This window comes from Bradyrhizobium sp. CCBAU 45384 (genome assembly GCF_028128665.1).
GTDB lineage: Bacteria > Pseudomonadota > Alphaproteobacteria > Rhizobiales > Xanthobacteraceae > Bradyrhizobium > Bradyrhizobium manausense.
In genome coordinates, this window is record NZ_LBIZ01000116.1 from 260,701 (window position 1) to 276,009 (window position 15,309).

At 63.6% G+C, this 15,309-nt stretch carries 15 protein-coding genes; 10 read left to right on the top strand and 5 right to left on the bottom strand.

Features of this window, described 5'->3' with window-relative positions; all coding sequences use genetic code 11:
• The first annotated feature begins 182 nt into the window (after positions 1 to 182).
• Positions 183 to 590: a hypothetical protein gene (locus XH80_RS30720; RefSeq protein ID WP_271601812.1), complete on the top strand. Its 408-nt coding sequence runs from the start codon at positions 183 to 185 to the stop codon at positions 588 to 590.
• Between the two features lie 13 nt (positions 591 to 603).
• Here XH80_RS30720 and XH80_RS30725 read toward each other — a convergent pair whose 3' ends face one another.
• The gene (locus XH80_RS30725; RefSeq protein WP_271601813.1) at positions 604 to 1,287 is read right to left on the bottom strand and encodes a nitroreductase; all 684 of its coding nucleotides are present in this window, start codon (positions 1,285 to 1,287) and stop codon (positions 604 to 606) included.
• 247 nt (positions 1,288 to 1,534) lie between these two features.
• On the opposite strand from XH80_RS30725, the gene XH80_RS30730 reads away from it, so the two are divergent.
• Positions 1,535 to 1,957 carry a hypothetical protein gene (locus XH80_RS30730; RefSeq protein WP_271601814.1) on the top strand — a complete coding sequence of 141 codons (423 nt, stop codon included), beginning with the start codon at positions 1,535 to 1,537 and terminating at the stop codon, positions 1,955 to 1,957.
• Here XH80_RS30730 and XH80_RS30735 read toward each other — a convergent pair.
• A complete protein-coding gene (locus tag XH80_RS30735) occupies positions 1,946 to 2,635 on the bottom strand; it encodes a GntR family transcriptional regulator (protein ID WP_271601815.1) in 690 nt (229 codons plus the stop codon). The two genes, XH80_RS30730 and XH80_RS30735, sit on opposite strands and share 12 nt — an antisense overlap.
• Before the next feature lie 174 nt (positions 2,636 to 2,809).
• Here XH80_RS30735 and XH80_RS30740 point away from each other — a divergent pair, with 174 nt between their 5' ends.
• From XH80_RS30740 to XH80_RS30755, 4 genes are all read left to right on the top strand, one after another.
• Positions 2,810 to 4,510: an IlvD/Edd family dehydratase gene (locus XH80_RS30740; protein ID WP_271601816.1), complete on the top strand. Its 1,701-nt coding sequence runs from the start codon at positions 2,810 to 2,812 to the stop codon at positions 4,508 to 4,510.
• Positions 4,511 to 4,573: 63 nt separating this feature from the next.
• Positions 4,574 to 5,569, top strand: coding sequence for a TRAP transporter substrate-binding protein (locus tag XH80_RS30745; RefSeq protein ID WP_271601817.1), 996 nt, complete (start codon positions 4,574 to 4,576; stop codon positions 5,567 to 5,569).
• Between the two features lie 175 nt (positions 5,570 to 5,744).
• Positions 5,745 to 6,323, top strand: coding sequence for a TRAP transporter small permease (locus tag XH80_RS30750; protein ID WP_271601818.1), 579 nt, complete (start codon positions 5,745 to 5,747; stop codon positions 6,321 to 6,323).
• Positions 6,320 to 7,660: a TRAP transporter large permease gene (locus tag XH80_RS30755; RefSeq protein ID WP_271601819.1), complete on the top strand. Its 1,341-nt coding sequence runs from the start codon at positions 6,320 to 6,322 to the stop codon at positions 7,658 to 7,660. The genes XH80_RS30750 and XH80_RS30755 overlap by 4 nt, the downstream gene beginning before the upstream one ends.
• Positions 7,661 to 7,663: 3 nt before the next feature.
• Here XH80_RS30755 and XH80_RS30760 read toward each other — a convergent pair whose 3' ends face one another.
• Positions 7,664 to 8,458 carry an enoyl-CoA hydratase/isomerase family protein gene (locus tag XH80_RS30760; protein WP_271601820.1) on the bottom strand — a complete coding sequence of 265 codons (795 nt, stop codon included), beginning with the start codon at positions 8,456 to 8,458 and terminating at the stop codon, positions 7,664 to 7,666.
• 236 nt (positions 8,459 to 8,694) lie between these two features.
• On the opposite strand from XH80_RS30760, the gene XH80_RS30765 reads away from it, so the two are divergent.
• A complete protein-coding gene (locus XH80_RS30765; protein WP_271601821.1) occupies positions 8,695 to 9,915 on the top strand; it encodes an NAD(P)/FAD-dependent oxidoreductase in 1,221 nt (406 codons plus the stop codon).
• Positions 9,916 to 9,925: 10 nt separating this feature from the next.
• Here XH80_RS30765 and rbsK read toward each other — a convergent pair whose 3' ends face one another.
• Both rbsK and XH80_RS30775 read right to left on the bottom strand, forming a co-directional pair.
• The gene (rbsK, locus tag XH80_RS30770; RefSeq protein ID WP_271601822.1) at positions 9,926 to 10,831 is read right to left on the bottom strand and encodes a ribokinase; all 906 of its coding nucleotides are present in this window, start codon (positions 10,829 to 10,831) and stop codon (positions 9,926 to 9,928) included.
• Positions 10,832 to 10,841: 10 nt separating this feature from the next.
• Positions 10,842 to 11,735, bottom strand: a complete 894-nt coding sequence (locus XH80_RS30775; RefSeq protein ID WP_271601823.1) for a sugar kinase — start codon at positions 11,733 to 11,735, stop codon at positions 10,842 to 10,844.
• A gap of 209 nt (positions 11,736 to 11,944) precedes the next feature.
• Between XH80_RS30775 and XH80_RS30780 the strand changes: the two genes are divergently transcribed.
• The 3 genes from XH80_RS30780 (at position 11,945) to XH80_RS30790 (ending at position 15,269) form a co-directional block, all read left to right on the top strand.
• A complete protein-coding gene (locus XH80_RS30780; RefSeq protein ID WP_271601824.1) occupies positions 11,945 to 12,793 on the top strand; it encodes a VOC family protein in 849 nt (282 codons plus the stop codon).
• Between the two features lie 318 nt (positions 12,794 to 13,111).
• Positions 13,112 to 13,771: a TetR/AcrR family transcriptional regulator gene (locus XH80_RS30785; RefSeq protein WP_271601966.1), complete on the top strand. Its 660-nt coding sequence runs from the start codon at positions 13,112 to 13,114 to the stop codon at positions 13,769 to 13,771.
• 346 nt (positions 13,772 to 14,117) lie between these two features.
• Positions 14,118 to 15,269: a Gfo/Idh/MocA family protein gene (locus XH80_RS30790; protein ID WP_271601825.1), complete on the top strand. Its 1,152-nt coding sequence runs from the start codon at positions 14,118 to 14,120 to the stop codon at positions 15,267 to 15,269.
• Positions 15,270 to 15,309: the final 40 nt, after the last annotated feature.

Sequence of the window (15,309 nt, forward strand, 5' to 3'; positions counted from 1 at the left end):
ATCCGGAGTCCCTCCGCGTAAAGACTCTGGATTGCTTCGCTGCGCTCGCAACGACGCGTTGAGGAAGTGATACCTGCCAGCGAGCATGTGACTCGCGGAGACCCGCCATTGATCTAGATCAACGCTGCTGCTGGCCTCATCTGGCTCTCGATTTGTGCGATCGCAATTCGAGAGTAACGACAATGAAATTCAAATTGTCAGCCGTCGCAATGCTCACGCTGATCGCGTCAGCGCAAGCCGCACCACTCAGCGACGCCGAGGCAACGTTCCTCGATCAGCTCGTCACCGCATCCGTCGTGCTGGAGCAACGGTGCGTCGGCTTTGAAGCCGATGGTGCCGGCGGCGTTCAACTCGGTGCGCGGCTGCTCGGCAGCCCCAATGCCGCGATGGCGATGATCGACGCCTATTCGGCGGCCATCAAGGCGCGTGACGGCGACAGCTACGATCCCGGTAAATTCCGCGCCGAGGTGTCGGAGGCAGCCGCAAAGACGTTCAGGCGCGTACGGACGGATTTGATCAGGGATCCGAACAGGGCCTGCGCCGACTATGGTGATGCCAGCGTGAATCGCGGTCTGTTGCGACGCTACTGAGCTCTTGCTGCTTCTAGGCTCCGCTCGCAAATCCCACAAACGTCGTCGCTTCATCGACCGACTTGCGCTCGGATATGACGGCATTGGCGGGAAAGCTGTGATCTGGCCAGCCGAGCGCGATGCTTTTCATGATCACCTGATCATCCGCAATCCCGGCATGCTCGCGCACGACGGGGGATTGCATGATACCCTGGCTGTTGATTACGGCGCCAAGCCCTCGCGACCAGGCCGCGTTGACGAGCGCGGTCGCCACGGCGCCACAGTCGAAGGCCGTATCGTCGCTGGAGGCCAGCTCGCGATCGTATGTGATGATCACGCACACAGGCGCGTCGAACTGACGAAAGCCGCGCAGGACCCAGTCCTGCCGCTGCTGCTTGTCGTCTCGCGCAATTCCCATTGCGCTGAACAACAGCTTGGCAACGCCGATCTGGCGCTCGCGATGCACCCCCGCGAACGCCTGGCCGATCCGAAACTCGCGCGAGTGCGGCACTCCCGCCAGATTGCGCTCAGTGTTGCCCTGGCGGATGCGATCCAGCGGTGCTCCGGTGATGACGTAGAAATTCCACGGCTGGGTGTTCATCGACGATGGCGCGCGCATCGCCAGCCCCAGGATTTCCTTGATCAAATCCGGCGGGACAGGGTCGGGCTTGTAACCGCGAATGCTTCGCCGGCCGAGAATGACATCATCAAATTCCATCTTGCGGCATCCTGAAATTGGCATGATGCCGCCTTCTCCCCCACAGCTTTGATCGTGTCCATAGCCTTTTTGGCGAGCGAACAGCCCGACCTTTTCGTATCGCCAATCTTTGCTGATGCGCCGAGCGCGGACTCGCGGCCGATACCCTCCAGCGCCGCTATTCTTCGCCGAACAATTTGGTGTTTATTTATGTCGATAGTCAACTATTGATTGAATCCAGATCGAGCGCTCAGTAGAAGTCATCGCGATGCTGCCATACCCTGATAGTCCGGCCATTCTGCGCTTCCTTGCAGGCACGTTGTTCTTTCCTTTGATCTACGGGGGCATGATCAAATATTTCGAGCGACGGCTGCTTTTTTGGCAGGCTTATCTGATCGCATTGGTCGCGCACATCTTTTTAGCTGCGTTACTTTTCACATATGGTTTTGCGAGTTCGCAAATTGGCTTTCCTCCACTGTTGGACGGATTGGCGAATCTCGCTTGGGTCGCGCTCTGGGCACTCATGATCACGCGACTGGCGGCGAACTACGGCATCAAAAAAGAAGGTAGGTTGGGTCTTGGAGCCAAGGTGGCTCTTGCAACGATCTTAATGATGCTTGCTTTCATTGTCGCTGTGGCCAGCCTCAACGTGCTCGTTGGAGCAGACGTCTTCTCGTGGTTACGCAGGTGATGCGGTTTCCCCCGCAATCCGCGCCAGATAATCCTTCTTGCTGAACTGCATGTGATCCACGCACAGCTGCGCCAACGCCCAGCTGTCGCGGCCCTTCAAGAGCTCGATCATCAGCTCGTGCTGCCGCCGCGATTGCGCCAGCCCCTCGCGGTCGGCGAGGTTTTTTGCGCGCATCGGCAGTGTCAGGTTCATATAGTCCTGCAGCGACCGCACCAGGTAGGGATTGCCGCAGGCGGAGAATAGCGCGAGGTGGAAGGCATCGTTGGCTTCGTGGATCCCGCGCAGGTCGCGCACATCCGCCTTCGCGCAATAGTCGCGTTGCAGCGCAGTCAGCTCGTCGATCAGGGCCTGCGGCGCGGGCAGCGGGATCATCAGCGCAGCTTGCCGCGTCAACATCTCCCTGACTTCGTAGATCTGCCGGACCTCTTCGGCCGAGTAGAACCGCACGGTGGCGCCGACGTTCTTCTCGCGGCGGACGATGCCGCGGCGCTCGGCATCGACCAGCGCTTGCCGCACGAAATGGCGCGAGGTGCCATATCGAGACATCAGCGCGTCCTCGGTCAGCCGCGCGCCCGGCGCGAGGCGGCCGAAGATGATGTCCTCCTCCAGCCGCGCGACGACGTCGTCAGGGTCGTCGCGCCTGGCAGGCATGGCATCTGCGGTGCGAATGTCGGACATGCCCTCGGCCTCCGGCGTCTGCCGGTTTGCCTTTAGGGAGCAGGGAAGAGGCGGATTGTCAATAATCTGACTGTTTGGCGGTGCGACAGTCCCGAAATGGTGAAGTAGACGCCTGTCTTATTGACAATCAGGGGGCAGGCTGTAGCACAATGGCTGGCGAGAAGGAGCGGTCTGATGACGGGTGGTTTGCGCAAGGGGCTGACGAGCTATGGCGATGCCGGCTTCTCGCTGTTCCTGCGCAAGGCGTTCATCAAGGCCATGGGCTATTCCGACGACGCGCTGGAGCGCCCGATCGTCGGCATCACCAACACCTATAGCGACTACAATCCCTGCCACGGCAACGTCCCCCAGATCATCGAAGCCGCTAAGCGCGGCGTGATGCTGTCGGGCGCGATGCCGTTCGTATTCCCGACCATCTCGATCGCCGAGAGCTTTGCGCATCCGACCTCGATGTATCTGCGTAATCTGATGGCGATGGATACCGAGGAGATGATCCGGGCCCAGCCGATGGACTCGGTGATCGTGATCGGCGGCTGCGACAAGACGCTGCCTGCGCAGGTGATGGCGGCGATCAGCGCCGATCTGCCGACCGTGGTCATTCCGGTCGGGCCCATGGTGGTCGGTCATCACAAGGGCGAGGTGCTGGGCGCTTGCACCGATTGCCGCCGTCTGTGGGGCAAGTATCGCGCCGGCGAGATGGACGACACCGAGATCGAGGCGGTGAACGGCCGCCTCGCGCCGTCGGTCGGCACTTGCATGGTGATGGGCACCGCTTCGACCATGGCCTGCATGATCGAAGCCATGGGCCTGTCGCTGCCGATGAGCGCGACAATCCCGGCGCCGCATGCCGAGCGTTTCCGGCTGGCAGAAGCGAGCGGCCGGGTCGCCGCCGAGATGGCCAAGACCAGGGGCCCGAAGCCGAGCCAACTCTTGACGCCGGCTTCCTTTAGGAACGCCCAGGTCGTGCTGCAGGCGATCGGCGGCTCGACCAACGGCCTGATCCATCTGACCGCGATGGCGCATCGCTCCCCACACCGGATCGATCTCCCGGCGTTCGACCGGATCGGCCGCGAGGTGCCCGTTCTGGTCGACCTCAAGCCGTCGGGCGAGCACTATATGGAGCATTTCCATCACGCCGGCGGCGTGCCGAAATTGCTGGCGCAGCTCGGCGATCTCGTCGATCTCGATGCGAAGACCATCAGCGGCCAGACGCTGCGCGATGTCGTCGCCAATGCCGAGGACGTGCCGGGCCAGGACGCGATCCGCTCGCGCGACAATCCGATCAAGAAGGAGGGCGGCCTCGCCATCCTGCACGGCAACCTCGCGCCGCGCGGTGCAGTCATCAAGCAGTCCGCCGCGAGCCCGAAATTGTTGAAGCACACCGGACGCGCCGTGGTGTTCGAATCTGTCGAGGACATGACCCTGCGGGTCGACGATCCCGAGCTCGACGTAAATTCCGATGACGTGCTGGTGCTGCGCAATGCCGGTCCCAAGGGCGCGCCCGGAATGCCTGAAGCAGGCTATCTGCCGATCCCGAAGAAGCTGGCGCGTGGCGGCACCAAGGACATGGTGCGCATTTCCGATGCGCGCATGAGCGGCACCGCGTTCGGCACCATCGTGCTGCACATTACGCCGGAATCCGCCGTCGGCGGGCCGCTGGCGCTGGTCAAGAACGGCGACATGATCAGTCTCGACGTGGCCAAGCGCAGCATCGAGCTGCTGGTCGATGCCGCCGAGCTGGAGCGCCGGCGCGCGGTCTTGAAGCCGGATGAAGCGCGGCGCGGCTATGCCTGGCTGTTCAACGAGACCATCATGCAGGCCGACGAGGGCTGCGACTTCGACTTTATGCAGAGGACTGGGAAGAAGACGGAGTAAGGGCTGACAACCAACGAGCGCCGAGACCGCTGAAAGCGGCGGGCGATAAAACAGGGGGAGACGATGATTGCGCGATCCATGCGTGCATTGGTGGCTGCGGCCGCCATGCTGTTCGTCACTGGCGTGGGGGCACAGGAGGTGAAGCATTATCGCTTCGCCTACGACCAGCCCAAGATCACGGGCTATGGAATCCTTGGCGACATCTTTGCCGAAAAGCTGAAGGCGCTGAGCAAAGGCACGATGCTCATCGACCAGTATCCCGGCGCGCAGCTCGGGCAGGAGCCGCAGGTGCTGCAGCTCGTCAAGGCGGGTGATATCGAATTCTGTATCTCATCGTCTGCGAACGCCGCGACGCTCTCGCCGCAGGCCGGCGTGATGTCGATGCATTTCCTGTTCCGCTCGGAAGACCATCTCATCAAGGCAATGGCGGATCCTGCGGTGGCGAGCGCAGTCAAAGCGATGATCTCGGACACGGTTCAGGGCGCCCACGTGATTGCGCTTGCGACTCTTGGTCTACGCAACATGTATTCCAAGCGCGAGATCAAGAAGGTCGACGACATGAAGGGCCTGAAGGTGCGAGTGCAGGCGACGCCGACCGAGGACACCATGTTCCCGGCCTACGGCGCGCAAATCGTGCACATGCCCTTCGGCAGCGTCTACACTTCCTTGCAAACCGGCGTGGTCGACGTCGCCGAGAACGGCGTCAACGTCTATCTCGCCAACAAGCATTACGAGGTGGCGCCGGTGCTCTCGATGACCGAGCATGAGGCCAACAACAGCCTGGTCTGGATCAGCGACAAGCTCTGGAACAGCCTCACACCTGAGCAGCAGGGTTGGGTTCAGGCCGCGGCGGACGAAGTCAACAGGACGCAGCCGGCCAAGGCGATCGAGCTCGAGCATCAATCGCAAGTCAAGCTGAAAGCGATCGGCGTCAAGATCGTCCCCGATGTCGACAAGTCGGGCTTCATTGCGATCGCCAATCCCTATCTCGACAAGCTTGCCAAGGATCTCGGCCCGCATGCCGAGAAGATCAAGGACCTGATCCGGGCGATTAATTAGGGCGGTGCTCGGCTCTTTCACCGAGTCGTCCCGGCGAAGGCCGGGACCCATAACCACAGGATTGAGTTTGGCGAAGACTCGGAGTCGCCAGCTCGCGCAACAACTCCCTTTCGGGGTTATGGGTCCCGGCCCCCCGTGCGCAATTGCGCACTAGGCCGGGACGACGGAGAGGTCGATGCCCATCGCCGACAAGCTCGTACTGCAACGGCAGCGCCATCTGAAATGGCGCTGGCTCGACTGGCTCGAGCTTACGCTGATGGTCCTCTGCGGCGTGCTGTGCTTCGGCTTCTCGCTGTCGGTCACCGCCGACATCGTCACCCGCACCATCGGCCATCCCTGGCTATGGCTTCAGGAAGTCACCTCGACGCTGTTCATCTATGCGATCTTCATCGGCACCGCCGTGGCGACGCGTCGCAACGATCACCTCTATCTCACCGCGATCTCCGAGGCGATGCACGGTGCACCCAGGATCATCGTCGAAATCATCATCCGCCTCATCGTGCTCGGCGTTGCCTTCTGCCTGATCCGGTACGGCTACCAGAACTATCTGCGCGGCTTCGGCAGCTTCCGCCTGCCGTCGGGCACGCCGATCGCCTCGCTCTACGCCATCATTCCGCTCTCCGGCATCCTGATCGGCCTCTTCGCCATCGAGCAGCTCGTCAACGGCCTGCGCAATGGGTTTGATCATCCAGAACCGCCGGACGAGGACGCTGCGCCCGTCGTGACCGAAACGCAGGCGAGGGCGCAGCCGTGAGCGCACCCATTGTTCTGGCAATAATGTCGATCTGCTTCCTGTCGTTCGGCTATCTCGGCGTGCCGGTGCCGTTCTCGCTGATGGCCGGCGTCTTCATCGGCGCGTTGCTGTCCGATGTCTCGCTGGCCGCCATCATCCAGAAGATCTTTGACGGCGTCGATTCCGAGGCGTTGCTTGCCATTCCCTTCTTCCTGCTGGTCGGCGAGCTCATGAGCTCGGCCAATGTGGTGGTGCGAATAGCCAATCTCTCGGTGTCGCTGGTCGGGCATATCAGGGGCGGGCTGTCGCAGGTCGTGGTCGTCTTCAGCATGTTCTTCTCGGAAATGTCAGGCTCGACCACGGCCGACGTCGCCGTGATGAGCCGCGCATTGGGCGGCCCGATGAAGCGCGAAGGCTACGAGCCTGCCTTCATCGCCGCGATCATCGCCTCGGCCTCGACCATCGCGGCGCTGGTGCCGCCGAGCATCACGGCCGTGGTGTACGGCGCCGTCGGCAACGTCTCGATCGCGGGCCTGTTCATGGCAGGTGTGGTGCCCGGCCTGATGATCGGCTTCGGGCTGATGATCTACTGCTACTTCTTCGGCCCCTCGGGCCTGCGCAAGCCGCGGGCGCCATTGCGGCAGGTGGTGTTCGCGGCGGGTGATGCAGCCCTGCCGCTGATGATCCCGGTGATTCTGTTAGGGGGCATTCTGACGGGCTGGTTCACGCCGACGGAGGCCGGCGTCGTCGCCGTGGTCTGGATCATCCTGGTGGTGATCCCCGCGCTGAACCGCGGGCACTTCAGAAAGATCCCGTACGATTTCTGCCTCGCCGGACTCATCTTCTCACTGCCGCTGATCACCATCGGCGCAGCCAATGCCTTTGGCTGGATGCTCGCCTATTTGCGCGGCGCCAGCTACATCGCCGACATGATCACCTCGATCGCCGGCAACGATCCGCACCTGATCATGCTGCTGATGGTGCTGCTTTTCACCGTGGTCGGCGATTTCATCGAGCCGGTGCCGACCATCATCATCTTCATGCCGCTGGTGAACGCTCTGACGGAGGCCGGCGACATCAACGGCGTGCACATGGGCGTGGTGCTGATCGCGACGCTCGCCTTCGGCCTGATCACGCCGCCTTATGGTCTGGTGCTGCTGATGGCCTCGAAATTCGTCGGGATCAGCTTTGCCAGGGCGCTACGCGCGGCGCTGCCGATCTACGTCGTCTTCTTCGCGACCATCGCGTTCGCCATCTACTTCCCGAGTGTCGTGCTGTGGCTGCCGCAGCACGTGCTGCCGGAATCAGTCGGCTGCTTCAAGTCGCCGGCGGGGACGGGCTACATCTGCCCGCACTAGACCTCATTTGCTTTTGCTCGTGAACTTCTTCACGGCGAGCCGAAACTCCTCCGTGTTCATCGCCATGATGATCTTGTGCTCCTCGGCATCTAACTGCTGCTTCGCCGGCGTGTTCGCGGCCGCATAGACCAGCGATTTCGTGCCGGCGATGGCCGCTGGCGGGTTCTGCGCGAGGCGCTCGGCGAGCTGCCGCGTTTCGGCTTTCAGCTCGGTTGCAGGAACAGTCTTGACGACAAGCCCCCATTCATAGGCCTGCTGTGCGGTAAAATTGTCCTCGGCGAGGAAGATTTGCAGCGCGCGGCGCGAGCCGACCGTGGCGACGATCCCGACCGTCGAGCCGCCATCCGGCGACACGCCGATCTTGGCATAGGCGGGCGTGAACTTGGCGTCGTCAGCGGCGATGCAGAGGTCGGTGACGAAGGCGAGGCCCATGCCGGCGCCGGCGGCCGAGCCGTGCACGCTCGATAGCGAGATCTTTGGCATCCGCCTGAGGATCTCGATGAAGGCATGATAGTGCTTCAAGAGCTCGCCGACCACAGGCGTCACAGTGTTGGCCTCGGCCGCAGCGCCGATCGTCTGCAGATCGCCGCCGGCCGAGAAGGCACGGCCTTCGCCTTCGATGACCACGACCTTGATGGCATCATCGCCCTCGATATAGGCCGCGAGTTGCTCGAGCTTCTGCGCGATCGCGAGGTTGACGGAGTTGAACGCGGCGGGGCGGTTGAGCGTGATGGTCGCGATCGCGCCCTCGATCCGCAGCAGCGCGGGATCGTCAGGCTTTGAGACGGGAGCTGGCATCTGGAATATCCCCTGCTAGAGGTTCGTGGCTGCAACTAAATCGCAGAAGGGCAGGGGTGACAATCCCCGGCCGCAAGTAGCCCCGGCCCTTGCGCCGCGCGGAATGATCGGCTCAAATGGGGCCGCCTTCGTTCAGGGACGGACACGAGCGCCGGCTCCTCAAGGCTAGCCAAGCCATTCTTAGCGACAGGAGACGACATGGGTGATGCTCGTGTCTTGCGGAAAAGAGCTGTCCAATGACTGAGGGTCCTGTGATCATTGTCGGTGCTGGCCACGGCGGCTACCAGGTCGCCGCATCGCTGCGCCAGGCGGGCTTTTCGAATCGCATCTGCCTGATCAATGACGAGGCGCATCTGCCCTATCAGCGGCCGCCGCTGTCCAAGGCCTACATCAAGGGCTCGGCTGGGCCCGACAGCCTGATGTTCCGCCCCGAAAAATTCTATCAGGACCAGAAGATCGAGCTGATCTCAGGGCGCGCCGTCTCGATCGACCGGGCCGCGCGAAAACTGCTGCTCGCATCTAGCGAGACGCTGCCTTATGGCCATCTCGTGCTGGCCACAGGCGCGCGCAACCGCTTGCTCGATCTGCCCAACGCCAATCTGCCCGATGTGAAATATTTGCGCATCCTCGACGAGAGCGAGGCGCTGCGGAACATCATTCCGACGAAGACGCGCGCCGTGATCATCGGTGCCGGTTTCATCGGCCTCGAATTCGCCGCCACCGCGCGCATCAAGGGCCTGGAAGTGGACGTGCTCGAGCTCGCCCCGCGCGTGATGGCGCGCGCGGTGACGGCGGAGGTCTCGGAATATTTCCAGGCCCGCCATCGCGAGGCCGGCATCCGCATTCATCTCGGCGTGCAGGCCACCTCGATCGAGGCCGAGAACGGCAAGGTCACCGGCGTCTCCTTGAGCGACGGCCGCCATCTGCCCGCCGACCTCGTGGTGGTCGGTGTCGGCGTGCTGCCGAATATCGAGCTTGCGGCCGAGGCGGGCTTGCCGGTTGCCGCCGGCATCATCGTCGATGAATATCTGTCGACGGCTGATCCCAACATTTCCGCGATCGGCGACTGCGCGCTGTTCGCGAGCCCGCGCTTTGGCGGCTCGCTGCGGCTGGAATCGGTGCAGAACGCCACCGATCACGCCCGCTGCCTTGCGGCACGGCTGACCGGCGATAAAAAGCCTTACGACGGCCATCCCTGGTTCTGGAGCGACCAGGGCGACGACAAGCTGCAGATCGCCGGCCTCACCACCGGCTACGACCGCGTCGTGCTGCGCGGCGATCCCGCCAAGAAGGCGTTTTCGGCGTTCTGCTATCACGGCGACAGACTGCTCGGCATCGAATCCATCAACCGCGCCGGCGATCACATGTTCGGCCGCAGATTGCAGGCCATGGACCGCTCGATCACGCCGGAGCAGGCCGCCGACGAAAGCTTCGACCTGAAGAGCGCGCTGGGGTGATCAGCCGGCGCTAGAGCACCGCCTTGACCTCCGCGGCCGTCGGCATCGACGGCCCGGCACCCATGCGCTGCACTGAGATCGAGGCGGCGGCGTTGGCGAAGGCGAGGGCGGTGCGCAACGGCACGCCTTCGGCAAGCTGCGAGGCGAGTGCGCCAACGAAACAATCGCCGGCGCCCGTCGTGTCGACCGCCTTCACCGCGCGGCCCGGCACCGCGAATTCCTCGCTGGCAGCGAGCGCGAGCACGCCGCGTTTTCCCAGCGTGACGCAGATGGTCTGGTCCGCCCGCGCCTGAAGTTGTCGCGCGACGGCGATGATCTTCGCCGCCTCGTCGCTCTCGGCGAGCTCCACACCGGCCAGAAAGCCGAGCTCGGTCTCGTTCAGCACGAGAATATCGACCATTGCGAGCAGCTCGCCCGACATCTTTTGCGCCGGCGCCGGGTTGAGCAGCGTCGTCGCTCCGGCGCTACGCGCCCGCGCGAAGAACGCAGCAATCGTCGGCAGCGGGATCTCGAACTGGCTGACCGCGACGTCATCCTTCGCCAGCGGGACGTCCGCGACGTCCTCCGCGCTGACCAGCGCATTGCTGCCAGGAATGACGACGATGGTGTTGTCGGAGGCCGCAACCGTGATGATCGCGGTGCCGCTATGCGTGTCGGCATCGCGCACCGAGCCGAGATCGACGCCCTGCGCAGCGAGGAACGCCCGCAGCTCGGCCCCGAACGCATCCTTGCCCAGCCGCCCGATCAGCGTCGTCCTCGCGCCGAGCCTGGATGCCGCCACCGCCTGGTTCGCGCCCTTGCCGCCCGGAAAATACAGCACCTCGCGGCCGGCGACGGTCTCGCCGACTTTGGGGTGGCGATCGGCGGTCGCCACCACATCCATGTTGATGCTGCCGGCGACGAAGACGCGCCCCATTGCAAAATCCCTAGACCCTGACTTCGAACTCGTGCCTGACCTTGGCGATGTCGACAAGGGTCGGCAGGCCCGCCTCGTTGCCGAGCCGCTGGATCTTGAAGGTCGAGGCGGCGCGGGCAAAGTCAAAATGCTCGCGCCAGCTTTTGCCGGGATGGGCGAGGTAGGAATAGACATAGGCGCCGTGGAACACGTCGCCGGCGCCGTTGGTGTCGATCACGCGCTCGCGCGGGATCGGCATTGCCGGCATCACCTGCACCGCTCCGGTTTCGTCGTACCAGAGCAGGCCCTTCTCGCCCATGGTGACGCCGCCGATCTTGCAGCCGCGGCTCTTGAGATAGTCGAGCATCTTCTCCGGCGTCAGATCCATCTGCTCGCACAGGCGCTCGGCGACGATGGCGACGTCGATGAATTCAAGCAGCTCATGCGTGTTGGTGCGCAGGCCGCCGCCGTCGAGCGAGGTCAAAATGCCCGCCTCGCGGCACACCTTGGCATAGTGGATCGCCGCATCCGGCTGGTGGCCGTCGACATGCAGCGCGCGGCAGCCGCCGAGATTGAGCATCGGGAACGGGTGGATGTGCTCGTCGTCGCGGCAGCGGACGATGGCGCGCTTGCCGTCCTTGGGCATGATGAAGGACAGCGAGGACTGGTTCACCTTCCGCGGATGCAGCGAGATCGCGTATTTCGCGCACATGTCCTGGAACATGCGTCCCAGCCAGTCATTGGCGGCGGTGGCGATCAGGTCGGGCACGATGCCGAGCTTGGCGCAGCAGAACGCCGCCGTCACCGCGTTGCCGCCGAAGGAGACCGCGTATTCCCGGGCCACGTGCTTTTCGTCGCCGGTCGGCATGTGGTCGGTGATGAAGACGACGTCGATATAGGTCTGTCCGATAAAGAGAGCCTGCATTGCTTGTCCGTGATGCGCTGGGTGGTCCCGGCCGGCACACTTACTCTAGCACCGGTTCCGCGCGAAAGACGCGGAAATTATTCACAAAACCGGCCCGAAGCGCTTGAGGTCGGCCTGGGGCCGGAATACGACCATGTCAGGCCCGTGCCAAGCCCGGACATTTGCCGTTGCCCGGCCCCATGGTTCCAGGCCGATCAAAAGGGACAAGCATGATCACCGGCCTCGATCATATCGTTGTTCTGGTCAAGGATATCGGTGCGGCCAAGGCGGCCTATCAGACGCTGCTCGCGCGCGCGCCGGCCTGGCAGAATTCCGGCGAGGGCGCCGACCGTGTGCTGTTCACCCTCGACAACATGACCCTCGAATTGATGGCGCCGAGCGGCTTTACCGCGACCGCGGACCGGATGCGTGCGCTGCTCGACGAGCAGGAGGGCGTGCTCGCCAGCCTGTGCTTTCGTGTCGCCGACATCGGCAAGATGCACCGGCGGCTGGACCGGGTGGCACTGAAGCCCGATCCCGTCGCCGAGGTCGAGAGCAGCGACGACGCCTCAGGCGCGGCGCTGCACTGGAAGCGCACGCGGGCCGCGACCGAGCTGACGCGCGGCGTGCGCATGTTCTTCCTCGAGCTTGCCGAGGAGCGTCCGAAGTCGGTGGCCTCAGACGTTGCGCCGATCGACGGGCTCGATCACGTCGTCATCACCACAGAGGATTCCGATCGCGCCGCCGCGCTCTACGGCGCGCGGCTGGGGCTCGATCTCGCGCTCGACCGCTCCCATCATGATTGGGGCCAGCTGATGTTCTTCCGCTGCGGCGATCTCATCGTCGAAGTGGTGCGCCGCCCCGTCGCGGGCGGGGACACCCGGCATGACCGGCTCTGGGGCCTGAGCTGGCGCGTCGCCGACATCGACGCCACCCGCGCCCGCCTCATCGCCGCCGGACTCGACGTCAGCGAAGTGCGCAACGGCCGCAAGCCCGGCACCCGCATCATGACGGTGCGCAGCGGCACTTGCGGGATCCAGACCGTGCTTTTGGAGCGCTCACTGAGGCCGGTGGAGTAGGCGGCGCTCTCTCCGCTCGAAAACTCCCGTAGGGTGGGCAAAGCGCAGCGTGCCCACGTTCTGCCACTTGATGAGAAGACGTGGGCACGGCGCAAGTGCGCCTTTGCCCACTCTACGAGACTCTCTCCTCCGTCATTGCGCGCAGCGAAGCAATCCAGACTGTCTCCGCGGTGGCAGCCTGGATTGCTTCGTCGCAAGGGCTCCTCGCAATGACGGCGGGGGCGTGGTACATCGCATACCGTAAGCACCCAGCGAGTACCCGGTTTGGCGAAGGCAACCGCAAAGCGAACTCTGAAATGGCAGCGCGACCCCGAGGGGATGCGGCTGCGCATTCTCGAAGCTGCCAAGCAGGAATTCTCCGCCCACGGGCTCGCCGGCGCACGCGTCGACCGCATCGCCGCCAAGGCCGGCGCCAACAAGCGCATGCTGTACTATCACGTCGGCAACAAGGACGAGCTTTACCTCGCCGTGCTCGAAGGCGCCTACGACAAGATCCGCAGCGAGGAGCGGCGGCTCGATCTCGAACACCTCGACCCGCCCGAGGCGATCAGGCGGCTGATCGAGTTCACCTGGAATTACTTCCTGCGCAACCCCGAATTCCTGTCGCTGCTCCAGACCGAGAACCTCGCCCGCGCCAAGCATTTGAAGCGCTCGACCAAGGTCAAGTCGATGCACTCGCCCTTCGTCGAGATGATCCGCACCGTGGTGCGGCGCGGCGTCGCCTCCCGTGATTTCCAGGTCGCGGTCGACCCGGTGCAGCTCTACATCTCGATCGCGGCGCTCAGCTTCTTCTATCTCTCCAACTCGGCGACGCTCAGCGTGATCTTTGGCCGCGACCTGCTCGCCAAGGACGCCAAGGACGAGCGCCTCGCACACATGGTCGGCCTGGTGCTGGCCGCGCTGACGGGAAAGTCGGCCGCACTGTTCGGCATCGCGAAGGCGCCGAAGTCGCGCACTGCGATGGCGCAGACCGTGTAGCGGCGCGGTCTGTGCGCTAGCGGATGGATCTTCCGCCATTCCCTTCATATCTCCGCTGTCATTGCCCGCGAAGGCGGGCAATCCAGTATTCCAGAGGCGTCGGTGAGATACGGAGAAGCCGCGGCGTACTGGATTCCCCACTTTCGCGGGGAATGACACGAGGGTGTGGCGCGACGATCCTGCCACACCACCTTCGTTTGCCCTCCATACGACTTTCGATGCCTGAAACCAGCCACAAATTATCACAGCGAACCCTTCTGGACAGTATTTATCCAACGGGTTAATTTCTGTCCGATCGAGAAACCGCGAGCAAGGCGAAGACCACGCCGCGAAGGGAGCACGCACAATGACCACCCAACGCCTCGGCCTCATCATGAACGGCGTCACCGGCCGCATGGGGCTGAACCAGCATCTGATCCGCTCCATCGTCGCGATCCGCGACCAGGGCGGCGTCCGCCTGAAGAACGGCGATCGCATCATGCCGGATCCGATCCTGGTCGGCCGCAGCGCCGAGAAGGTCGAGGCGCTCGCCAGGCGCTACAACATCACGCGCTGGACCACCGACCTCGATGCCGCGCTCGCCGACATCAACGACACCATGTTCTTCGACGCCGCGACCACGCAGGCGCGCCCCGGCCTGCTGACCCAGGCCATCAATGCCGGCAAGCACGTCTATTGCGAGAAGCCGATCGCGACGAATTTTGAGGAGGCGCTCGAGGTCGTCAGGCTCGCCAATGCCAAGGGCGTCAGGCACGGCACGGTGCAGGACAAGCTGTTCCTGCCCGGCCTGAAGAAGATCGCCTTCCTGCGTGACAGCGGTTTCTTCGGCCGCATCCTCTCGGTGCGCGGCGAGTTCGGTTATTGGGTGTTCGAGGGCGGCTGGCAGGAGGCGCAACGGCCGTCCTGGAACTACCGCAGCGAGGACGGCGGCGGCATCATCCTCGATATGGTCTGCCATTGGCGCTACGTGCTCGACAATTTGTTCGGCAACGTCCAGAGCGTGGTCTGCATCGGCAGCACCGACATTCCCGAGCGCTTTGACGAGCAGGGCACGAAGTACAAGGCGACCGCGGATGATTCCGCCTACGCGACCTTCCAGCTCGAGGGCGGCGTGATCGCTCACATCAACATGTCCTGGGTCACGCGTGTCTATCGCGACGACCTCGTCACCTTCCAGGTCGACGGCACTCACGGCTCGGCCGTCGCAGGCCTTACCGATTGCATGATCCAGGCGCGGCAGGCGACGCCGCGCCCGGTGTGGAATCCCGACGAGAAGCGGCTGCACGATTTCTACGGCGACTGGCAGAAGCTGCCTGACAACGTCACCTATGACAACGGCTTCAAGGAGCAGTGGGAGATGTTCATCCGCCATGTCTACGAGGATGCGCCCTACAAGTTCACGCTGCTCGAAGGCGCCAAGGGCGTGCAGCTCGCCGAATGCGCGCTGAAGAGCTGGAAGGAGCGGCGCTGGATCGACGTCGCGCCGATCAAGGCGTGAGGTCGATTGGAATAGGCCCCGATGTTTGCCACGCCGTCAT